Origin of the sequence: Agrobacterium sp. 33MFTa1.1, assembly GCF_004328495.1 — a bacterium.
GTDB classification, from domain to species: Bacteria; Pseudomonadota; Alphaproteobacteria; order Rhizobiales; family Rhizobiaceae; genus Agrobacterium; species Agrobacterium pusense.
Window position 1 is genome coordinate 249,766 of record NZ_CP036358.1, and the last position, 21,340, is coordinate 271,105.

Below are 21,340 nucleotides of genomic sequence, written 5' to 3' on the forward strand. Positions count from 1 at the left end.
GGCAATTGGCGAGGGGGAAAGCGCCATTGACAAGCGGCGGCACTTGGAAAAGAGGAAAGGAAACGAAACGGATGGAATGATGGCAGATAAATGTGACGTGCTGATTTTGGGGGCGGGCGCCGCCGGCGTGATGTGCGCCATCCGCGCCGGCCAGCGCGGCCGCTCCGTCGTCGTTCTCGACCATGCGAAAGCGCCGGGCGAAAAGATCCGCATCTCCGGCGGCGGTCGCTGTAACTTTACCAATATCCACGCCGGGCCGAGGAATTATCTCTCTGCCAACCCGCATTTCGCCAAATCCGCGCTTGCCCGATATACGCCGCGCGATTTCATCGCCCTTGTCGAAAAACACCGTATCTCCTGGCACGAAAAGACGCTCGGCCAGCTTTTCTGTGATGACAGCGCCAAGGATATCATCCGCATGCTGCTGGCTGAAATGCAGGCGGTGAATGCGAAGCTTCGGCTCGAAACGTCAGTCTCCGCCGTGACCCATGACGGCGGCCGTTTTCGGGTGTCGACCTCGGGTGGCGTCATCGAGGCGGAGAGCCTCGTCGTCGCGACAGGCGGCAAGTCTATCCCGAAGATGGGCGCGACCGGTTTTGCCTACCAGATCGCCGAACAGTTCGGCCTCAAGCTCATTGAAACCCGCCCCGGCCTCGTTCCGCTGACGCTTGATCCCGGTCTTCTGGAAAAGCTGAGCCCGCTTGCCGGTGTCGCTGTTCCGGCCGAGGTTTCCCATGGCAAAACCTCGTTCGAGGAAGCGCTATTGTTCACCCATCGTGGTTTGAGCGGTCCTTCCATACTGCAAATCTCCTCATACTGGCGCGAGGGTGATCCCATCCGCCTGAAGCTTGAGCCGCATCGCGATTTGGCCGCGGTGTTGAAGCAGGCCAAACAGAAAAACGGCCGTCAGTCCGCCCAGACCGCCCTGTCGGAGATCCTTCCGAAGCGGCTCGCCCAGCATGTCGTCGAACAATCCGGCCTCACCGGCCATCTTGCCGATATGTCTGACAAGGCTCTGGCGAAGCTGGCAGCAGAGGTGCAGGACTGGCAGATCAAGCCCGCCGGTTCGGAAGGTTATCGCACCGCGGAGGTCACGCTCGGCGGCGTGGACACCACCGGCCTCGATTCCCGCAGCATGGCGGCGAAATCCGTCCCCGGCCTCTATTTCATCGGCGAATGTGTCGATGTGACCGGCTGGCTCGGCGGTTATAATTTCCAGTGGGCCTGGGCGTCCGGCCAGGCGGCCGGCGAATTCGCGTGATCGTCTCTGGCCGTGGAAAAGATCGGACCTCTCTCCTTCGTCATGCGGGACTTGATCCGGCGTCCAGCCATGGCGCTTCTGGGCCGTAAAGAGTCTTTCTCGATCAAGGACTTGATCGCGCTCGACCCCGGAACTAGTCCGGGGTGACGGAGCTGATGAGACCTGTTCGCCAACCCAGTTTCAGTTGGTAAAGTTGTGGCCCTTCCTCGCGTTTTTAATAATCTGTTAACGGGGGAGGAGTCATCCTGACCAAATGCCAGCAAGGCCGGATCGCTCAATGATCCCGCTGCACATGATGTCACGCTGGAAGCCCTTAACAGGGCATGGGTCGGTTGAGTTTTTCGTCTGGAGCCCGCGCATGAACAGATCTGCACATCGCCGCCCTCGCGCCATTGCCATCGCCCGCACTGACAACGAGAGCCGGCAGTTGGCCTTTCGGCTGAGCCTCATCGCAGCCGGTGCTCTCGCAGCCCTTATCGCCCTCTTCCATTGATCGACGGCTTCTCGCCTTCACAAAGTTGATAAGCGCGCTGAAAAACCGTGACATCCGTGATGCCTCGGCCATATCCCTGTAAAACTTTTCTTCCTGCAGAATGGCTTCACGCCGTGTGCGCGGTCGCTGATTTTCGATAATGGCCCGTGCTGCAAAAATCGCGTGCATGTTCGCTCTCCTTCTTACTGCAGAGGGCCATGATGCACGCCGTTTTTTGATTTATCTGCGCAAGAAAATGCGCTACGTTTTTCAATTATGAAAAACGTCACCTGGGATTCCTACCAGCTTTTCCTCGATGTGTCACGCAGCGGTGGCCTGACGGGTGCCGCCGCGCTGACGGGCTTAAGCCCCGCGACCATAGGGCGGCGCATGGTCGAGCTGGAGGAGCGGATCGGCAAGGCGCTGTTCCACCGCAGCCAGACGGGATACGCCCTCACAGTGGACGGCCGTGCGTTGTTCGACAGACTTCAGGCCATGGAGAATGCGGCCAGGGATATCGAGGGGTGGCAGAAGGCGTCATCGGCCTCGTCCATCGTGCGGATTGCCGTGGGCACCTGGAATGCCTGGCTCTTGACCAGCAACTTCTCCGCCATCTGCACGGATCGCGATGATTTCCGCATCGACCTTTTTATCGCCGAGCAGAGGGCGTCTCTGGCGCATCGCGAAAACGATATCGGTATCCGCGCTTTCGAGCCGCAGGAGCGCAATCTCGCCGCCATCAAGACGGGGGAGGTTGCCTACGCTCCCTACAGGCTGCGCAATGCCGCCGCCACTGTCGCTGACCGCTGGCTGTCGGTAGCCGAGGAAAACGCCATTTCAACCTATCTTCGCTGGCCGCATGAAAACCGGAGCAACGAGATCGTCGTAACGGTGAACCGGCCAACGGCGCTTCTCGATCTTGTCCTGTCAGGGGCGGGGATCGCGGTGCTTCCCTGTTTCGTGGGCGATGCGGATGCGCGCCTCGTCCGGGAGGGCGGCGAAATCGAACCGCTGCGCCACAATCAATGGATCGTCATGAATAATGACGATCGCCACCGACCCGATATCAGGACGGCGGCGGATCGGATGACCCGTCTGATCAAGAGCCATTCCGATCTCTACGCCGGACGCAAGGGCCGCCCGGCATAGATGAAATCACGTTCAGTTGTATAAATAAATTTTAATAATTTATAGTTGCGTGCGCATCAAAATATCCATAGGTTGCTTTTTGTAAGTTTAACCCTTTCAGGTTGAGGCCGCCATGATAGTTTCAGCATCATACGTAAATGCGATGTCCGCAGCAGGAACGCCGGAAGAAGCAGCAAAGCTCTTTTATGCAGCAGTCAGTAAGGGGCTCGCGGCAGTTGTTGCCGATGCTCTTTCGCAATCCGTCACGGCAATTGCGCCGGCAGCCTCAGGCACCAAGATCGCAGGCTGGGAAAAGCTCGTGGGAGGCGTGGCGATGCATCTGGCGTGGGAATCGCCGGCCGTTCTGAACCCGATTCCCCTGACGCAACTTGCCTGCTTCGCCCCCTATGCGCCCCAACTCCAGGGTAACGTGGAGGCGATGGGCGTCAATGTAAGCATCGGCGTTTCCGTGTCGGCGAGCTTCTGAGGCGGCCACTTCTGACGTTTGCACTGAAGGCCGGAACATCGATTATGATGTTCCGGTCTTTCGTTTCACGCGGCGTCACGCCCCTGCGCAACGATGACGGGGATAAGCAGATCACCCCAGTTGCCGCCGCCGCCATGGTGGCGGGCCGAGCGGACCAGCTCGACGGAAACGCCGGCCTCGACGGCTTTCATGACGGCCTGGTTGAGGCGGTGCAGGTCATTGGCCAGCATGCGGATGGCAGCCTGCTGATCCTGCGTCATGGCGGAGGATTGCTCCTCGGCGCGTTCCTTGACGTGCGTCTTGATGGGATTGTGGGCGTTCATGGCATTTCTCCTCTCGTTATTGTCAGGGGTTTTTGATCTGCTTTGCAAGCCCTTCCCGCGATGGGGAAGGGCGGTTTTCTTGATTTATTCGGCCGCCGGGCGGAACTGGTCGTGCTCGGTGGATTCCTTCATGGCCGTGGTGGACGACGTGCCGCCAGAGATCGCCAGAGACACGGCGTCGAAATAGCCGGTACCGACTTCGCGCTGGTGCTTGGTGGCGGTGTAACCATTGGCCTCTGCTGCGAATTCCGCCTCCTGAAGCTCGGAATAAGCCGCCATCTGCCGGTCCCTGTAGCCGCGCGCCAGTTCGAACATGCCGTAGTTGAGCTGGTGGAAGCCAGCGAGCGTGATGAACTGGAACTTGTAGCCCATCGCGCCTAGCTCGCGCTGGAACTTCGCAATCGTCGCGTCGTCGAGGTTCTTTTTCCAGTTGAACGACGGCGAGCAATTGTAGGCGAGCTTCTTGCCCGGATGCACCTTGTGCACGCCTTCAGCAAACCTGCGCGCCTGTTCCAGATCCGGCTTTGATGTTTCGCACCAGATCAGGTCGCAATAGGGCGCATAAGCCACCGCGCGGGCAATGCAGGGCTCCAGACCGTTCTTGACCTGATAAAAGCCCTCAACGGTGCGCCCGGCATCGTAATCCACGAAGGGACGGTCGCGCTCGTCGATATCGGAGGTCAGAAGCTTGGCGGCCTCCGCGTCCGTGCGGGCGATGACCAGCGTTGGTACACCCATAACGTCGGCCGCAAGCCGTGCTGCCGTCAGGTTGCGGATGTGCGCCGCCGTCGGGATCAGAACCTTGCCGCCGAGATGGCCGCATTTCTTTTCCGATGCCAGCTGATCCTCATAGTGAACACCTGCTGCACCTGCCTCGATGAAGGCCTTCATGATCTCGAAGGCGTTGAGCGGCCCGCCGAAACCGGCCTCCGCATCGGCAACGATCGGCGCGAACCAGGTGTCGACAGAAAGGCCCTTGCCCTCCGCGGTCTCGATCTGGTCGGCGCGTTGCAGGGTGCGGTTTATGCGCTTGGCCAGCTCCGGCGCTGCATTGGCGGGATAGAGCGACTGGTCCGGATACATGGCCGAGGCCGTGTTCGCATCCGCTGCAACCTGCCATCCCGAAAGATAAATCGCCTTCAGCCCGGCGCGAACCATCTGCATGGCCTGGTTGCCCGAGAGCGCACCCAGCGCATTGACGAAATTCTCCTCGTTGATCAGCTTCCACAGCCGGTTCGCACCCATTTCGGCCAGCGAATGGCGGATTTCGACAGAGCCGCGCAGCCGCTCCACGTCGGCGGCGGTATAGGTGCGCTCGATGCCGTCGAAACGTCCCTGCGGTGCGCCCGGAACAAGTTTGTAAAAATCCGTCATACTTCTCTCTCCCATGATAAATGCGGTTTTCGTAGCGGGCCGTCTTGAACATCATATGGCGCCGTTTGATGTGACTACATTTACATTTCTCGAGATTTGATCGCCAGAACAAACATAAAAACAGTGACTTGAAAGAGGTTATCCTGTAGTGTGCATGACAGAGCGACGCTGTAAAAATGTAAATTTGTAAAAGAGTATGATCCGTCGATTTTGTAATGGAATTGTATGTGTTGATGGGGGTGGAGGGGAAAGGCTGTGTCGGAAAACAAGATTTTTGCGGGCCCGCGCGTGCGCCGCATTCGCAACGGTCTCGCGCTGACGCAGACGGCCATGGCCGAGGCGCTGGCGATTTCGCCGTCCTATCTCAATCTCATCGAGCGCAACCAGCGGCCGCTGACGGTGCAGCTGCTTTTGAAGCTCGCCTCTGTGTACAAGGTCGATCTGGATGACCTGCAGGGCGAAAGCGCCGGTTCCGCCGGGCAGCTGCGCGAGGTCTTCGCCGATCCGCTGCTGGTCGGCGAAGTGCCGTCGCCGCAGGAACTGATTGAGGTCGCCGATGCCGCGCCCAATGCGGCAAGTGGTGTTCTCAAGCTATACCGGGCTTACCGGGAACAGGCGCAGCGCCTCTCCGATCTCTCCGATCTTCTGGCGCGGGAGGGTCATGAAACGATGCTTTCCTCCACCCGCCTGCCGATCGACGAGGTGCGACACGTCTTTGAAAACCGCCCGGCCTACTTCCATTCCATCGATGCGGCTGCGGAAGACCTCCACAAACATTTGTCGACGGGCGATGATCTCGCCTCCGGCGTTCGCGCATGGCTCCAGAAAAACCACGGCATCGTGGTCCGCACCCTGCCGGTTCACGCTATGCCAAACCTCCGGCGACGTTACGACCGGCATTCCATGCGGCTCTTTTTATCCGAGCGCCTGTCGCAGCCGGATCAGCTGAGGGAAATGGCGATGGAGACCTGCCTTCTGGCGCTGCGCGAAGAAATCGGTACGGAGCTTGAAGGGCTTGGCCTGAAAGGGGAAGAGGCGAGACGCATTGCCCGCTTCGAACTGGCGCGTTACGCCGCTCATGCGTTGATGATGCCCTATGGCGCATTCCTCGGCGCCGCCCAGCGGGCGAAGTACGATCTCGAAGTCTTGCGGTCGCGCTTCAACGTATCGTTCGAACAGGCGGCCAATCGCATCGTCAGCCTGCAGCGGCCGACAGCCGCGGCGATCCCGTTTTTCCTGATGGAAATCGACAATGCCGGTAACCGTTTTCGCCTTGCGGGGGCCGGCGGTTTTCCAAGGGCGCGTTTTGGCGGCCTCTGTCCGCGTCTCAATATTCATGCGGCTTTCGCCCAGCCGGGACAAGTGCTCGTGGAAGCGGTCGAGATGCCCGACGGAGATGCTTTCCTCACGGTGTCGCGCACGCTGGAAGGTCCGCAGGCTGGTTTCGGCGAGAGGGTGCGGCGAACGGCGGTGCTTCTGGGCTGCGATTTCGCTCAGGCGGCAGAGACCGTCTATGGCCCGGCCGCTTCGGGCGCTGCGCCCGTCGCCGTCGGTCCTTCGTGCCGGCTGTGCGAAAGACAGGGCTGTCTTTCGCGGGCGGAAGCGCCGCTCACGCGGCCGCTGGGGCTGGATGAAATGGTCACCGGCCTCAGTGTTTTCGACTTCCAGTAGGTGTTTTCATTCGCTTTTTTGCGACCGGAACACATTTGGTTGAAAATGCTGTGCTGCACATTTCCCCCTTGCTCCCTTCTGTTTTCCTTTCTAGTCTCTCCGAAAAAAGGGGATCACGCTCCCGTCGTGAGGATGCGTTAACAGGAGACATCATGAAAAACCGTTCTCTCCGCCTGACCTTGGCTCTCACCACCGCGCTCGTTACAGCAGGCTCGGCAATGGCCCAGGAAAAGGTCGTCCACGTCTATAACTGGTCGGATTATATCGACGAATCGATCCTCGCCGATTTCACCAAGGAAACCGGCATCAAGGTCGTCTATGACGTTTTCGACAGCAATGAACTTGTGGAAACCAAGCTGCTGGCCGGCAGCTCCGGATATGATGTCGTCGTGCCCACTGGCCCCTTTCTCGCCCGCCAGATCAATGCCGGCGTGTTCCAGAAACTTGACAAGTCCAAGTTGCCGAATCTGAAAAACATGTGGCCCGAGGTTTCCGAGCGTCTGGCGAAATACGACCCCGGCAACGAATATGCCGTGAACTACATGTGGGGCACCACCGGCATCGGTTATAACGTCGCCAAGGTGAAGGCTGCACTGGGCGATGTTCCGGTCGATAGCTGGGATATTCTGTTCAAGCCGGAAAACGCTGAAAAGCTGAAATCCTGCGGCATCAATATTCTCGATGCCTCGGACGAGACCTTCGCCATTGCCATGAATTATCTCGGAAAGAACCCGGACAGCAAAGAAACCGCCGATCTCGAGGCGGGCGGCGATGTCTACATGAAGATCCGCCCCTATGTGAAGACCTTCAACTCCTCCGCCTATATCGATGAACTGGCGAATGGCGACAGCTGCATCACCATCGGCTGGTCGGGCGACATCCTCCAGGCGAAGAGCCGCGCCGAGGAAGCCAAGAATGGCGTCGAGGTGAATTACGTCATCCCGAAGGAAGGCACCTACATGTGGTTCGACAACCTTGCCATCCCGGCGGATGCTAAGAATGTCGAAGAAGCGCACGCCTTCATCAACTATCTGATGCGGCCGGAAGTCATTGCCAAGGCGTCGAACTACGTTCAGTACGCCAATGGCAACCTTGCTTCGCAGGCGCTGATGGATGAGTCTGTTGCCAAGAACCCGGCAGTCTATCCCGATGCCGAGACGCTGAAGAAGCTCTTCACGATCTCGCCTTACGGACCGAAGGAACAGCGCGTGCTGAACCGCGTCTGGACGCAGATAAAGACTGGCAGCTGAAACCTCCGCCCGCTGGTTGAGGAACGGCCGGCGGGCCTGTTCCTCTGATCCTTTGCCGGCAGGTCCGTTACCTGCCGGTATTGCCCGCCCCGAAGCATCGATCGACAGACCAACGGGATTTGAGGGTAGGGTGAATGGCGAAAACTCTAGGGCCGGTCAAACGCAAATTTAGCCCGTGGGACAATGCCGATGCGGTGCCCTTCATCCGCTTTGAAAACGTCACCAAACGTTTTGGCGATTTCGTCGCCGTCAACAATCTGACGCTCGATATTTACGAGCGTGAGTTCTTCTCGCTGCTCGGCCCCTCCGGTTGCGGCAAGACCACGCTGATGCGCATGCTGGCTGGTTTCGAGGAGCCGACCGAGGGCCGCATTCTGCTGCAGGGCAAGGATATTTCCGGCGTGCCGCCCTACAAGCGCCCGACCAATATGATGTTCCAGTCCTATGCGCTTTTCCCGCATATGTCGGTAGAAAAGAACGTCGCTTTCGGTCTGGAGCAGGATGGCCTGCCCAAGGCGGACATCGTCGCCCGGGTCGAGGAAATGCTGCGCCTCGTGAAGCTCACGGAATTCGCCAAACGCAAGCCGAGCCAGCTTTCCGGCGGGCAGCGGCAGCGCGTGGCGCTTGCCCGATCGCTTGCCAAGCGACCGAAGGTGCTTCTCCTCGATGAGCCGCTCGGCGCGCTCGACAAGAAGCTGCGTGAGGAAACGCAATTCGAACTGATGGATATCCAGACCAATCTCGGTCTCACCTTCCTCATCGTCACCCACGATCAGGAAGAGGCGATGACGGTGTCGGACCGCATCGCCGTCATGGACAAGGGCATTGTCGTGCAGGTGGCGACGCCCGCCGAGATATATGAAGCGCCGAACAGCCGCTACGTGGCCGATTTTATCGGTGACATCAATATTTTCGACGCCAATGTCGTCGCCAATGCTTCCGATATCGGCAGGCCCGGCCTCGTGACACTGGATTGCGACGGGCTGAAGGTGGCGGTTGAGCAGGAATGCGCCGCTGCCGCCGGTAGCCAGGTGGCTTTCGCCATCCGGCCGGAGAAGGTGCGCATCTCGCTCGATCAGCCTGCCGATAGCAGCATCAACTCCGCCTATGGCGAGGTATGGGATATCGGCTATCTGGGCGACTTCTCGGTCTTCATCGTCAAGCTTGCGGATGGCCGCGTCATCCGCGCCGCACAGGCAAATGTCTCGCGTCTCGTGGATCGCCCGATTACCTTCGGCGATATGGTGTGGCTAAACTGGAAGCCGGACTCCGGCCTCGTCCTGACGCGCTGAGGGAGGCTTCGATGGCGATCACCACTCCCGAAAACCGGCAAAGCCCCTGGCGCTGGCTGGTCGTCGCGGTTCCCTATTTCTGGCTGCTGCTGTTTTTTGCGGCCCCCTTTTTCATCATCTTCAAAATCTCGCTGTCGGATACGGCGATCTCCATGCCGCCCTATACCCCTGTCTTCGAAGGCTTCTCGAGGCTCGGTGATTTCTTTTCGCAGCTGGATTTCGAAAATTACCTCTTCCTGACGGAAGACCCGCTCTACATCGACGCCTATCTGTCGTCGTTGCGCATCGCCTTCATTTCCACCTTCCTGCTTTTGCTGATCGGTTATCCCATGGCGCTGGCCATGGCCCGCGCGCCGTCTTCCGTGCGGCCGACGCTGGTTATGCTGGTGATCCTGCCGTTCTGGACTTCGTTCCTGATCCGCGTTTACGCCTGGATCGGGATTCTGAAGCCGGAAGGCCTGCTGACGGTGCTGTTCCAGTGGCTCGGATTGCTCGGGCCGGACCAGCAGGTCAACATCTTCCGCACCGAAACCGCGATCTTCATCGGTATCGTTTATTCCTACTTGCCCTTCATGGTACTGCCGCTTTATTCCGCGCTGGAAAAGCTCGACAATACGCTGCTGGAAGCGGCCGCCGATCTGGGTTGCCCGCCTTGGAAAGCCTTCTGGAAGATTACGTTCCCGCTCTCCCTGCCGGGTGTCGTGGCCGGCTCGATGATCTGCTTCATCCCGATAACAGGTGAATTCGTCATCCCCGATCTGCTCGGCGGCGCACAGACGCTGATGATCGGCAAGACGCTCTGGACGGAATTCTTCGGCAACCGCGACTGGCCGCTGGCATCAGCCGTTGCCGTGCTGCTTCTGCTGTTGCTGGTCGTGCCTATCGCCATCTTCCAGAACCAGCAAAAGAAGGTGGGGTGAGGCCATGAAGCGCGGAAAATTTGACATCACCGTCCTCACACTCGGTTTTGCCTTTCTTTACATCCCGATCATCATCCTGATCGTTTATTCCTTCAATGCTTCCAAGCTTGTCACCGTCTGGGGCGGCTTCTCGCTGCAATGGTACAGGTCCATGTGGTCGAATGAAGGGTTGATGGATGCCGCCTGGGTGACGCTGCGCGTGGGTATCCTCAGCGCCACCATCGGCACCATCCTCGGGACACTCGCGGCGCTGTCGTTGACGCGCTTTGCGCGTTTTCCGGGCCGGGTGCTGTTTTCCGGCATGATCTATGCCCCGCTCGTCATGCCGGAGGTGATTACCGGCCTGTCGCTGCTGCTGCTCTTCGTGGCCGTCGGAGTGGATCGCGGTTTCTGGACGGTGGTCATTGCGCACACCACCTTTACCATGTGTTATGTGGCGATTGTGGTGCAGTCGCGTCTTTTGACCTTTGATCGAAGTCTCGAGGAAGCCGCGCTTGATCTTGGTTGCCCACCGGTCAAGACCTTCTTCCGTATCACCCTACCGCTGATCTTTCCCGCCGTTATTGCCGGCTGGATGCTGGCCTTCACCCTGTCGCTCGATGATCTCGTCATTGCCAGCTTCGCCACCGGACCGGGTGCGACGACGCTGCCGATCAAGATCTATTCGCAGGTTCGCCTCGGCGTGACCCCGGAAATCAATGCCATCTGCACCATCCTGATCGGGCTTGTGACCGTCGGCGTCATCGTCGCCTCAATCGCCTCGAAGCGCACGGAGTTGCAGCGGATGCGCGATGAACACGCCGCGGCGCGAAACTGACCGGAGAGAACTCTACGATTTTTTCGCGTTACTGTTGAAACGCCAATAAAATCAGAAACCTGTAATTTAGTTTCGGGGCTTTACGGTTCCAGAATAGGAATTTTCGTCGGTGATTGATCGATTTTGGTTTTAACTGCTTGTTAATGGGAGTTGGCGGAAAGTAAACCCAACGCAGGGTCGTCATATGACTGATGGCCGGGATTGATAATTTCCATCTGGCGAGATTGTCCCCCTTTCTCTCGTTGAAAAGCACACCTTATCCAGGCGGCCGCAAGGCCGCCTTTCTTTTTTTGTCTCATTGGCGGGACGCTCATCGGTTTTCAGGATGATCCATCGACCTGGAAACGAGAAGGACGGGGACAAGCCCGGCGATGATGATGATGATCGCCGGTACGGCGGCATCCTGCACCTTGGAGCGTGAGGCATTCTCGTAAACAAGCGTGGCAAGCGTATTGAAGCCGAAGGGTCTCAGCAGGATGGTTGCCGGCAACTCCTTCATGGATTCGATCAGGACCAAAAGGAAAGCGGTCAACGCCGCGGGCCGCATATTGGGCAACAGCACCCTGAACAGCGTCTGCGCCCGGTTCCGCCCAAGCGTTCGCGAAGCCATGTCGATATGCGGCGAAAGCTTCTGGAAACCGGCATCCAGCGTGCCTTCCGCCATGGTCATGAAACGCACGGCGTGCGCATAGATGATGGCAAAGGCCGTGCCGGAGAGCAGCAGGCCGGTGGAAAAGCTGAAATGTGTACGGAAGAACCCGTCCACCCCGTTGTCGAGAGCCGCGAGTGGAATGAGCACGCCGATGGCGAGCACCGTTCCCGGCACCCCATATCCCATGGAGCCGAAGCGGGCGGCAAACTTCGAGGTTCGTGACCGCCCCGTGCGGATGGCGTATGAAAAGACGAAAGCCGCAACCAGCGTTACCAGGGCCGCGGCAAAGGAAACTTCGAGGCTGTGCCCGAGTGCCTTAAGAAGTTTCGGCGCAAGCAGCGCATCGAACCGTTTGGCCGCGTAACCACCCAGCACGATGACGGGAATGAGAAAGCCACTCGTCACGGGCAGGAAGCAGAAAACAGTTGCCGCACCGCGCCGCCAGCCGGTCAGCGACTTCAGCCGATGGCGCTGCGTCATGTTTGTCGCCTTGGGTGCGCCGAAGCGCTGTTTTTCCCGGGCGTTGCGTTCGATTACGATGAGCGCGCCGACGATGATGAGGATGACGGCGGCGATCTGCGTTGCATTGGCGAGATTGCCGCGGTTGAGCCAGGTCTCGTAAATGGTGAAGGTCAGCGTCTGCACGCCGAGATATTCGACCGCGCCGATATCGTTGAGGGTCTCCATCAAGACCAGAGAAAGCCCGATGGCAATCGCCGGTCGCGCCATCGGCAATTGTACGGAGAAGAACACGTTGAGAGGCTTTGCGCCGAGCGTGCGTGCGGCTTCGGCTGCAAAACGCCCCTGCATGGAAAAGGCGGCACGGGCCGAGAGATAGACATAGGGATAGAGCACCGAGCTCAGGACGATGACCGCACCGCCGAGGGAACGGATATCGGGAAACCAGTAGTCGCGGATGCTGTGATAGCCGAAAGCAGCACGCAATAAGCTCTGCACGGGCCCGGTAAAGTCGAGAAACTCACCGAACGCATAAGCGGCGAGATAAGATGGAATGGCGAGCGGCAGGACGAGCGCCGCCGACAGCAGCCGCCGCAGCGGAAACTCGAACGTGGTGACAAGCCAGGCGCAGACAATGCCGAAGAAAGCGGTCGTCGCTGCCGTTGCTCCGAGCAGCATGAACGTACGAAATCCGGCTCGCGGCAGGACGTTGACGAGAAGATGTCGCCACCCCTCCGTGCTGCCGGTCAGCGCCAGCCAGAAGATCGCCAGAACGGGCATGGCGGCGATGGCCGAAACAATGATGGCCGCAATCGGCAATAGAGAAACGCGTTTTGTCGCGGGAAGGGGAACCGTCATGGGCATGCGAGCCTGCTGTCCTGCATAGGCCTTGACCGGCTGGTTCTCCAGCCGGCGGCTTTCGCATTGCTACGCCCGCATGACCTCAGTTGGCAAGGACCCGCTGTGACGGAAAGGTGATTTCCACCAGCGTGCCTTCGTTGGGTGTCGAGGTGATGGAGAAATTCGCCCGGTTGGCGTCCACCATGGCCTTGGTCAACGGCAGGCCGAGCCCGGTGCCGTCACCGCGTACACGTTTGCCGGAAGAAGCCACCTGCCGGAACGGCTTCATCGCCTGTTCCAGTTCCGCCCGCGTCATGCCGATACCGGTGTCGCGGATGCGAAGCGACACGCTGCCATTTGCCTCATAGGCGGTGGATACAACGATCTGCCCGCCTGACGGGGTGAAGCGAATGGCGTTCGACAGGATGTTCAGCACGATCTGCTTGATCGATCGCAGGTCGGCGACGATCTGCGGCACGGATTGCGCAAGCGCCGTGCGGATGATGACGCGCTGGTTGTTTGCCTGCGGCTGCACCAGCGAGACCGCTTCGGCCACCGTTTCGTTGAGCGGGACGGCGATGAAATCGACATCCATCTGCCCCGCCTCGATCTTGGATATATCGAGGAGATCATTGACGATATCGAGCACATGCCGGCCGGAACGGCCGATATCATTGGCGTATTCCACATAACGCGGATGGCCGATCGGCCCGAAACGTTCGGTCGCCATCATGTCCGCAAAGCCGATGATGGCGTTGAGCGGCGTGCGGATTTCGTGGCTGACGCGCGCCAGGAAGTCGGTCTTGTGGGCATTGGCGGTTTCCGCCGCGCGCTTGGCGTTGCGCAGTTCTTCTTCGGTGCGCTTCCACTGGGTGATGTCGCGGATTACGGCGCAATAGCCATGTGAGGATTTGAGCCGCCCGATGGTCATGAACAGCGGCAGGAAACCGCCGGATGCTTCGCGGCCGATCACTTCGCGGCCATCGTTCAGCACGCTCGCAACACCGTTATTGGCGAGGCCGGAGAGATAGTCCAGCACGGCGCGCTGGCTCTCATGGGCAAAGAGCGTGACGAAAGGCTTGCCGGCAATTTCGCCATTGTCATAGTTGAACAGCGCGCTGGCCGAGCGGTTGAGGGAGCGGATTTCGCCTTCGTCGCCCAAAAGCACCACGCCGTCGGTGGCCGTTTCAAGAATGGAGTGCAGTTCCTCGACTTCGCCCTGAAGCAGGGAAATGCTGCCGGCTTGCGCGCTCTGCGCCGCGGTGTTTTCGTTGGCGGCGGCAACCGGCGCTGCCTTTTCTTCCAGCGGAACGAGAGAAAGCATCAGCGCCTTCGTCTCTTCCCAGCGGATGGATTGCAGCCGCGCTCTGACAGGAATGATATCGTTTTCGGCGCTGACAACGACCATGCCGCCTTCATTGTCAGGCATGTCTTCGAGCTCCTGCCTCTGCAGCAGGGCTTCCAGCCCACCCACTTCTTCGAGTTCGGCCAGAGAGTCATAACCCGTCAGCCGCAGGAAATCCGGATTGGCGTGGATCAGCCTGTCGCCGGCGTGCACGAGAAGGGCAACGGGCATCTGGTCCAGCGTCTCGGCCGTCAGCGCGTCGGCGGGGCGAGGTACAGGACTGACCATTGCTGCCGCGACTTCGGCAACCGGCCGCTCTTCGGCGACGGCCTGCTGCTGCATTTCGTCCGAACCGCTTTCCGCTACGGGTTCGCTGACGGCCGCAGGCTGTTCACCCCGAACATAGTCGGCAAAAAGATCATCGTCCTGCGCTGGCGCCGTGGCCTTGAGGTCAGTCTCGGAAGGTGCGCTGTCAGGCGCATGCGCATCTATGTCCTGTTTAATATCATGCGTGTCCGAATCGATGGAAACGGTTTCCGCATCCGTTTCCCGGCCGTCTTCGAAAGCAGTATCCGCTGGCGCCAGGGCACGGCCGATCTCGCGGAAGGCGGCCTGCTCACCGGCGGTCAGGCCTTCGCGGGAGCGCGAACGGCGCTCTTCCAGACGAACGATCTTGTCGGAGGAAGACGGTTCCGGTGCAGTTGCCGGGGCTTCGAATTCGGGCGGGGTATAATCATGATGCTGTTCGTCGGTCGAAACGTCGTCCGCTGCATCGTCTGCCGCTCCGACCTCCGCGGCCGGGATTTCATCGTCAGTAGCCGATCCGGGAGTGTCCTCCGCATCGTCATCCTCATCGATGAAGGCCAGCAATTCATGGCTCGTGCTGTCGACGGTTGGCTCCGGAGAAGCCTCCGCCGGATCAGACTCTTCGCCCTTCAAGAAGGTAAGGCCGATTGCGTGCGGGTCCTCTGTGGCGTCGGCCAGGCGCACGATGCCGAAACCGCGAAAACCGTCAAATTCCCGTGAGCGGGTATAGGTAGGCAGGGCGGCGAGATCGATCGGCACCATCAGCGATGTGCCTTCCACGGGCCAATGGATTGTCTTGCCCGACCACGTGTCGCGGCGGCCGAGAAGCTCTCGGATCTTTCCGTCGGGATCGAGATTGAACAGGGCGGCGACGTCGGCAAAGCCCATGCCCTCCACCGCAGCAGCCCTGGCACCCACGGCCTCGGCAAATTCATGAGAGATGGAGCTGAACCGTCCTTCAGCGTCGATTTTCCAGACGAAACGGGATGCACGGGCGCCGGCGTTGAAGGCAAAAGGCTGGGCCTGTTCGACTGCTTCGGTCTCGATTGCAGCATCCTCGTCCGCCGGTGGCGCAACCGGGGATGCCGCGTTTTCGGTTATCTCGTCCTTTGCGACGAAACTCTCCGCATCGAGAGCCTCTTCGGCGGGTTCGTCGTCCGTCTTCTTGGTGAAGGGCGCCTCCGCCTCATCCTCATCCAGTTCAAAAAGATCGGCAATGTCGTCAGTCATCGCCACGTCCGCAGCCGCATCGGCGTCCTGCGTGAAAAGCGCTGCGGGGGCCTCCGGCTTCTCTTCCGCAAAGGGCAGAAGCCTGTCTTCATCCTGTCCGGATACCGCTTCTTCCTCCGCGTCGGACGGCTGCTCCTGCGGGTCTTCCACCTCTTCGATGTCTGCGACAGCATCGAGAACGGCGTCGAAAGAGGCGGCTGTTGCGACAACAGGCGCCGTCTCTGCAACCGGCGACGCAGGCTCGACGACCGGGACGTCCTGCGGCTTGTCCTCGGCAAAACCATCGGGGTCGAGTGTGCCCAGTGCGGTTTCGACCACGAAGATCAGGTTGAGTTCGGGCGTAGTGGTGATTTGGCCGGCGGCTGCGGGCAGATAACCCTTTCCGGTAGGTACCGGGCGTTTGACGAGATGCCCCGATTGGCGCGCCGCCATTCCGACTAGTGTTCTGGCCGTATGCGGGGTGATGCCGAGTGTAGAGAAGCCGGGCGAGGCGGCAACGATCCGGTTGTCGCCATCGGTAACTGCCATATGGATATCGGGGTCGTCGAAACCTTCGATCATGCGCCGGGCGCATTCCACCACGTCGGGCTCGGCCTGATCGGCGCGGGCAGAAAAGAGTATCGCGGTTTGGCCGGGCTCGGCCTCAATGATCTCCGCGCGCGCAGTCGCGGCAATGCTGCGGAAACCGGAGGTGATGCGGATCGTGAAGGGCAGGCTGTCGCCGGTCTTTGAAAGCCGCGCCGCCGTGGCCGCCAGTTGGCGGAACGTCACGTCCTGCCGCTTCGGCCCCTGTTCCAGAAAGTCATAAACCATCGGCGTGCCAAACAGGGCAGCGCCGCGTCCATTGGCCCATAGAACATGTCCAAGATCGAGCGAGAACAAAGCCATCGCTTCACCGCGCCCGAAACCTTCACGCACCCGTTCATGCACTGCGATATCGATAAAGGGATACTGGACGGCGGGCATGTCGAAACCTATTCTGGCACTACCGGACCTTGCGGGCTCCCGGCTTCCTCATGAAACCGAAACGTAAACCCGCCGAGGCATCACGTTAACAGAATTTTAAATAACTTCACAGGGTCGCCGGGTCCACCGCCCGGCTTATGAATCGCCAAATAGAGTTAACATCAACAGCCTCAATGCCGGCTTTCCGGTGTCAGCCCGCGCTGGAAAAGCGCTTGCCTTTCGCTGCCTTTTTTCGCAAAATTCGGATAGGGACTTGCAAATGGGAAAAACACCTTTTATGTGACCCCCCGTGGCGCCGCTTTGGCGTTTGATGTGCGGTTGTAGCTCAGTTGGTTAGAGCGCAGGTTTGTGGCACCTGAGGTCGGTGGTTCGACCCCACTCAACCGTACCATTCCCCTCTCCCAGTAAGTTTATATGTCACAAGGACTTACCGGGAGAGGGGAAAGTCTCTTCCACCGCTGGTCAGATATCCCGTTTTCCCGGAAAATAATCTTTGCGGTCACACGGCGCGCGGTCGTGTCAGTGGCCCTGCGGTTTCAGTCCGGCAAAAACCATTTGGCTAAAATCTCTTGCGCTGGTATTGTCTGCCCAACGAAACCTTATGAAAGCCTGCAGCATAGCGTCTACGCTTGTGCGCGGCGAAATGGACAATACAGTGATCGACCCCGGAAACGGCCCAAAGCCGTCGGAACAAGGGGCGTCGGTGGCAAACAAAGGGAAAGCGAAGCGTTCCCGTCGTGGCAAGAAACACAAGCGTGACGGTAAGCCCCGTGACGCCTCTGCGTTGTTGCATGATGTTGCCGCGGATGTTCCGGCCGGTTCCTCCTATGTATCGGCGCTCGAGCCGGATGCTGAGCCGCGCAAGAGAAAACGTCGCAGGCGTTCTCGAGGCAAGGGTGCGTCTCAGCGTGCATCTGCGGCTTCCCCTGTACAGGTGCAGGCTTCAGCTGCAATTGACCCGGCCAATCCATCCTCCGTACCACCCGGTGGCGGGCGAAAGTCGCGTAACCGCAAACGCGGGCATCGCGATCCGCGCGGACGTGATCCGCAGGGCCGCCCGCTTGTCCCCAGCCATGCACCGAAACACGTTGGCAAGCAGAACGGTCGCGCCGGCGGCTCCGTTCAGGACCAGCATCGGCAGCAATCGGAAACATCAGCCCGTCACCCAGGGCGGCAGCACGAGCATGGCCCGGACGCGCCGGCGGATATGTATGCCGCGCTTGATCTCGGCACCAACAATTGCCGCCTGCTGATTGCGCAGCCGACGCGGCCCGGCCAGTTCCGGGTGGTCGATGCGTTTTCGCGCATCGTGCGGCTGGGTGAAGGGCTGGTATCGAGCGGCCGGCTTTCCGATGATGCGATGGACCGCGCGGTTGAAGCACTCAAGGTCTGCGCCGCAAAACTCTCCGGCCGCCCGATCCGGCGCATGCGGCTCATCGCCACCGAGGCTTGCCGCGCTGCGTCGAATGGCGAGGAGTTTCTGGCGCGTGTTACGCGGGAAACGGGGCTTAAACTCGAAATCATCAGCCGCGAGACGGAAGCCCGCCTTGCGGTTTCGGGCTGCGCCTCCCTCGTCGGCCGTGAAGCGCGTTCCGTCGTGCTGTTCGATATCGGCGGCGGATCGTCGGAGATCGCCGTCATCAAGGTCGGGGAGAATCGCTCGAACCGGCTTGCCAACCACATCACCCACTGGACCTCGCTGCCCGTCGGCGTCGTCACGCTTTCCGAACGCCATGGCGGTCGTGATGTGACGCCCGACGTTTTTGCCGCGATGGTGCGGGAAGTCGAAGGCCTGCTCGACGCCTTCCATTGCCCGCCGCTCGCGCCGCAAACGCATCACGAGGATTTTCACCTCATCGGCACATCAGGCACGGTGACGACGCTCGCGGGCGTTCATCTCGATCTGCCGCGATATGATCGCCGCAAGGTGGATGGTCTCTGGCTTTCCGATGCCGAGGTGACGGCGATGCAGGACAAGTTGCTTGCATGGGATTTCGCCGGCCGCGCCGCCAATGCCTGCATCGGGCCTGACCGGGCCGATCTGGTTCTCGCCGGCTGCGCGATTCTCGAGGCCATTCGCCGCCGCTGGCCGGCGCGCCGAATGCGCGTGGCGGATCGCGGTCTGCGCGAAGGCCTGCTGACGGATATGATGGCGGATGACGGCGCATGGCGGCGCAACCGCATAAGGCGCATGCAGATGGTACGGCAGGACAGGACGGAAGGTTTGACATGAGCAAGGCGCCAACAAGCACCAATCGCACCGGCCGCAAGATCGGCCAGAAGGTCAAGAAGACCAAGCTCAAGGCCTCGTCGCGCCGCTGGCTCGAACGTCATATCAATGACCCCTATGTGCAGCGTGCCAAGCTGGAAGGCTATCGCGCCCGCGCCGCCTTCAAGCTGTTGGAAATCAACGACAAGCACCAGATCTTGAAGGGGGCCACCCGCATCATCGACCTTGGCGCCGCCCCCGGAAGCTGGTCGCAGATCGCCGCCAAGGTGACGGATTCGACCGAGGACGATATCCGCGTTGCAGCGATCGATTTCCTCGAGATCGATCCCATTCCCGGCGTGAAAATTCTGCAGCTCGACTTCCTCGACCCGAGCGCGCCCGAAAAGCTGATGGAGGCCGTTGGTGGCACGCCCGATCTTGTTTTGTCGGACATGGCAGCACCCACCACCGGGCACCAGAAAACCGACCACATCCGCACCATGCATCTGTGCGAAGTCGCGGCCGATTTTGCCGTTCAGGTGCTTGCGGAAGGTGGCCATTTCCTTGCCAAGACCTTCCAGGGCGGCACGGAAAAGCAGCTGCTGGATATGCTGAAGAAGAACTTCAAGCAGGTTCTCCACATCAAGCCGGCGTCGTCACGCTCGGAATCGGTGGAAATGTTCCTGCTTGCCAAACACTTCAAGGGCCGCAAGACCGAGGCGGCGGGTGCATCTGAAGCCGACGAGGCCTCGAAAGACTGATTACTCCGCCGGTTGCGAGACCTTGCCGCGGTGGCCGGAAACGGCCGCACCCGCCTGTGCGTCCATGCGGATGATCGGCACGATGGCGAAGAGCGATACCAGCGCGACGATGGTGAAGGCGATGTGGAAATCGGCGAGCTGCAGATGCGTGCCCGACATCATGCTGCTGACTTCCAGAATAGAGGCAGCGAATGCAACGCCGAGCGCCAGGCTGATTTGTTGCAGCACGGAGGCCATGGACGTTGCCTGGCTCGCCTGACTGTCCTCGATATCGGAATAGCTGAGCGCGTTCGATCCGGTAAAGAAGAAGGACCGGGCAAATCCGGCCGTCACAAGAAAGATCATGATCAACGGGTATGGCGTTTCAGGCGTGAAGAAACTGTTGGCGAGCGTCGTGAACGCGCCGACGATGCCCGCGCCGATCAGCGTCGAGCGAAATCCGGTCGCCGCAAACACCCGCTTGGCCATGAACTTGGTGGTGATCGCCCCGATGGCGCCGGCGAAAGTTATCATGCCCGACTGGAACGGGTTCAATCCGAAACCGATCTGCAGCATCAGCGGCATCAGGAAGGGAATGGCGCCCGTGGAGATGCGGAAGATGGTGCCGCCGACGGAGGCGGCCCGGAAGGTCGCGTTCTGGAAAATTCGAAAGTCCAGAATGGGGGCGGGGTGGTGCGCAGCGTGGCGCATATAAAGAAAACCGCAGATGAAACCGATGATGGTCGACGCGATGCCGATGGCTGGCGGGAGCGCAGGCAGGCTGACGACGGAGAGGCCGAACACCACGCCGGAGGCGGCGATGCCGGACAGCACGAAACCCTTTCCGTCCATTGGCGGCGGGTTGGTGGTTTCGATTTCCGGCAGGAAGATCGTCGAAAGCCAGATGCCGATGATGCCGATCGGCACATTGATCAGGAAGATCCAGTGCCAAGAAAAATAGGTGGTGATGAAACCGCCGATGGGCGGACCGGTCAGCGGCCCCACGAGCCCCGGTATTGTCAGCAGCGCCATGGCGGAGACGAGTTCGCTGCGCTTCGTCGTGCGCAAAAGCACAAGGCGGCCCACGGGTGTCATCATCGCTCCGCCCATACCCTGCAGGAAACGCGAGAGTACGAATTCGAACACCGACGACGAGACCGCGCAGCAGATCGACCCAACGACGAAGACGCCAATGGCAAAACGGAAGATTTTCTTCGCGCCGTATTTGTCGGCCATCCAGCCGCTGATCGGAATGAAGATCGCCAGAGCCACCATGTAGGCCGTTAAAGCCAGCTTGAGCGTAATCGGGCCGACGTGGAGATCTGCGGCAATTGCCGGAAGCGAGGTGGCGATGACGGTGGAGTCCATCTGCTCCATAAAAAGAGCGACTGCCAGGATGAGGGGAATGATGCGGTTCATGAGGCTGCCTGCGGCTTTCCGCTGCGACAAGGGATATCGCCGTCCGTCCTACGCCTGATAGGCGGGCTTGCCAACACGTTAATTACCAATTTCTGATGTTCCGATCAAACCTGCGTGAGGCCGGTTTCCTTGCAACTTTCTCGCTCTATTGTCCGTTGGGTGAGTTCAGTTGGCAATCA

Annotated in this window: 16 protein-coding genes and 1 tRNA gene; 12 read left to right on the top strand and 5 right to left on the bottom strand. The window is 59.9% G+C overall.

Annotation, left to right across the window (positions count from 1 at the left end; all coding sequences use genetic code 11):
- Nucleotides 1-76: 76 nt before the first annotated feature.
- The 4 genes from EYD00_RS01240 (at nt 77) to EYD00_RS01255 (ending at nt 3,348) form a co-directional block, all read left to right on the top strand.
- Nucleotides 77-1,261: a BaiN/RdsA family NAD(P)/FAD-dependent oxidoreductase gene (locus EYD00_RS01240; RefSeq protein ID WP_034496010.1), complete on the top strand. Its 1,185-nt coding sequence runs from the start codon at nt 77-79 to the stop codon at nt 1,259-1,261.
- A 358-nt stretch (nt 1,262-1,619) separates the two neighbouring features.
- Nucleotides 1,620-1,754, top strand: coding sequence for a hypothetical protein (locus tag EYD00_RS26120; RefSeq protein WP_262621252.1), 135 nt, complete (start codon nt 1,620-1,622; stop codon nt 1,752-1,754).
- Between the two features lie 255 nt (nt 1,755-2,009).
- Nucleotides 2,010-2,882: a LysR family transcriptional regulator gene (locus tag EYD00_RS01250; protein ID WP_034496007.1), complete on the top strand. Its 873-nt coding sequence runs from the start codon at nt 2,010-2,012 to the stop codon at nt 2,880-2,882.
- 142 nt (nt 2,883-3,024) lie between these two features.
- A complete protein-coding gene (locus EYD00_RS01255; RefSeq protein WP_006698168.1) occupies nt 3,025-3,348 on the top strand; it encodes a hypothetical protein in 324 nt (107 codons plus the stop codon).
- Nucleotides 3,349-3,413: 65 nt separating this feature from the next.
- Here EYD00_RS01255 and EYD00_RS01260 read toward each other — a convergent pair whose 3' ends face one another.
- Both EYD00_RS01260 and aceA read right to left on the bottom strand, forming a co-directional pair.
- Entirely contained in the window at nt 3,414-3,671 is a 258-nt protein-coding gene (locus EYD00_RS01260) for an SMc00767 family acetate metabolism repressor (RefSeq protein ID WP_004432604.1), read from the bottom strand.
- An 84-nt stretch (nt 3,672-3,755) separates the two neighbouring features.
- The gene (aceA, locus tag EYD00_RS01265) at nt 3,756-5,045 is read right to left on the bottom strand and encodes an isocitrate lyase (protein WP_004440074.1); all 1,290 of its coding nucleotides are present in this window, start codon (nt 5,043-5,045) and stop codon (nt 3,756-3,758) included.
- A gap of 255 nt (nt 5,046-5,300) precedes the next feature.
- On the opposite strand from aceA, the gene EYD00_RS01270 reads away from it, so the two are divergent.
- The 5 genes from EYD00_RS01270 to EYD00_RS01290 all read left to right on the top strand — a co-directional run bounded on the left by EYD00_RS01270 (nt 5,301) and on the right by EYD00_RS01290 (nt 10,995).
- On the top strand, nt 5,301-6,716 hold the full coding sequence (locus EYD00_RS01270) for a helix-turn-helix domain-containing protein (protein ID WP_004440076.1): 1,416 nt from the start codon (nt 5,301-5,303) through the stop codon (nt 6,714-6,716).
- A 152-nt stretch (nt 6,717-6,868) separates the two neighbouring features.
- The gene (locus tag EYD00_RS01275) at nt 6,869-7,966 is read left to right on the top strand and encodes a polyamine ABC transporter substrate-binding protein (RefSeq protein WP_004440078.1); all 1,098 of its coding nucleotides are present in this window, start codon (nt 6,869-6,871) and stop codon (nt 7,964-7,966) included.
- A 134-nt stretch (nt 7,967-8,100) separates the two neighbouring features.
- Nucleotides 8,101-9,258: an ABC transporter ATP-binding protein gene (locus EYD00_RS01280; RefSeq protein WP_004440079.1), complete on the top strand. Its 1,158-nt coding sequence runs from the start codon at nt 8,101-8,103 to the stop codon at nt 9,256-9,258.
- Nucleotides 9,259-9,269: 11 nt separating this feature from the next.
- The gene (locus tag EYD00_RS01285) at nt 9,270-10,178 is read left to right on the top strand and encodes an ABC transporter permease subunit (protein WP_004440081.1); all 909 of its coding nucleotides are present in this window, start codon (nt 9,270-9,272) and stop codon (nt 10,176-10,178) included.
- A 4-nt stretch (nt 10,179-10,182) separates the two neighbouring features.
- Nucleotides 10,183-10,995: an ABC transporter permease gene (locus tag EYD00_RS01290; RefSeq protein WP_004440083.1), complete on the top strand. Its 813-nt coding sequence runs from the start codon at nt 10,183-10,185 to the stop codon at nt 10,993-10,995.
- Nucleotides 10,996-11,305: 310 nt separating this feature from the next.
- Here EYD00_RS01290 and EYD00_RS01295 read toward each other — a convergent pair whose 3' ends face one another.
- Complete coding sequence (locus tag EYD00_RS01295) at nt 11,306-12,970, bottom strand: ABC transporter permease (protein WP_004440084.1); 1,665 nt, start codon at nt 12,968-12,970, stop codon at nt 11,306-11,308.
- A gap of 79 nt (nt 12,971-13,049) precedes the next feature.
- Nucleotides 13,050-16,793 carry an ATP-binding protein gene (locus tag EYD00_RS01300; RefSeq protein ID WP_004440087.1) on the bottom strand — a complete coding sequence of 1,248 codons (3,744 nt, stop codon included), beginning with the start codon at nt 16,791-16,793 and terminating at the stop codon, nt 13,050-13,052.
- Between the two features lie 314 nt (nt 16,794-17,107).
- On the opposite strand from EYD00_RS01300, the gene EYD00_RS01305 reads away from it, so the two are divergent.
- The 3 genes from EYD00_RS01305 to EYD00_RS01315 all read left to right on the top strand — a co-directional run bounded on the left by EYD00_RS01305 (nt 17,108) and on the right by EYD00_RS01315 (nt 19,763).
- A tRNA-His gene (locus EYD00_RS01305) sits at nt 17,108-17,184 on the top strand.
- A 210-nt stretch (nt 17,185-17,394) separates the two neighbouring features.
- Entirely contained in the window at nt 17,395-19,026 is a 1,632-nt protein-coding gene (locus EYD00_RS01310) for a Ppx/GppA phosphatase family protein (RefSeq protein ID WP_034495999.1), read from the top strand.
- Nucleotides 19,023-19,763: an RlmE family RNA methyltransferase gene (locus EYD00_RS01315; protein ID WP_004440090.1), complete on the top strand. Its 741-nt coding sequence runs from the start codon at nt 19,023-19,025 to the stop codon at nt 19,761-19,763. Before EYD00_RS01310 ends, EYD00_RS01315 begins: the two co-directional genes overlap by 4 nt.
- Here the strand turns inward: EYD00_RS01315 and EYD00_RS01320 are convergent, their stop codons facing one another.
- Nucleotides 19,764-21,161: an MDR family MFS transporter gene (locus EYD00_RS01320; protein WP_004440092.1), complete on the bottom strand. Its 1,398-nt coding sequence runs from the start codon at nt 21,159-21,161 to the stop codon at nt 19,764-19,766. It abuts the gene before it with no gap.
- Between the last annotated feature and the right edge of the window lie 179 nt (nt 21,162-21,340).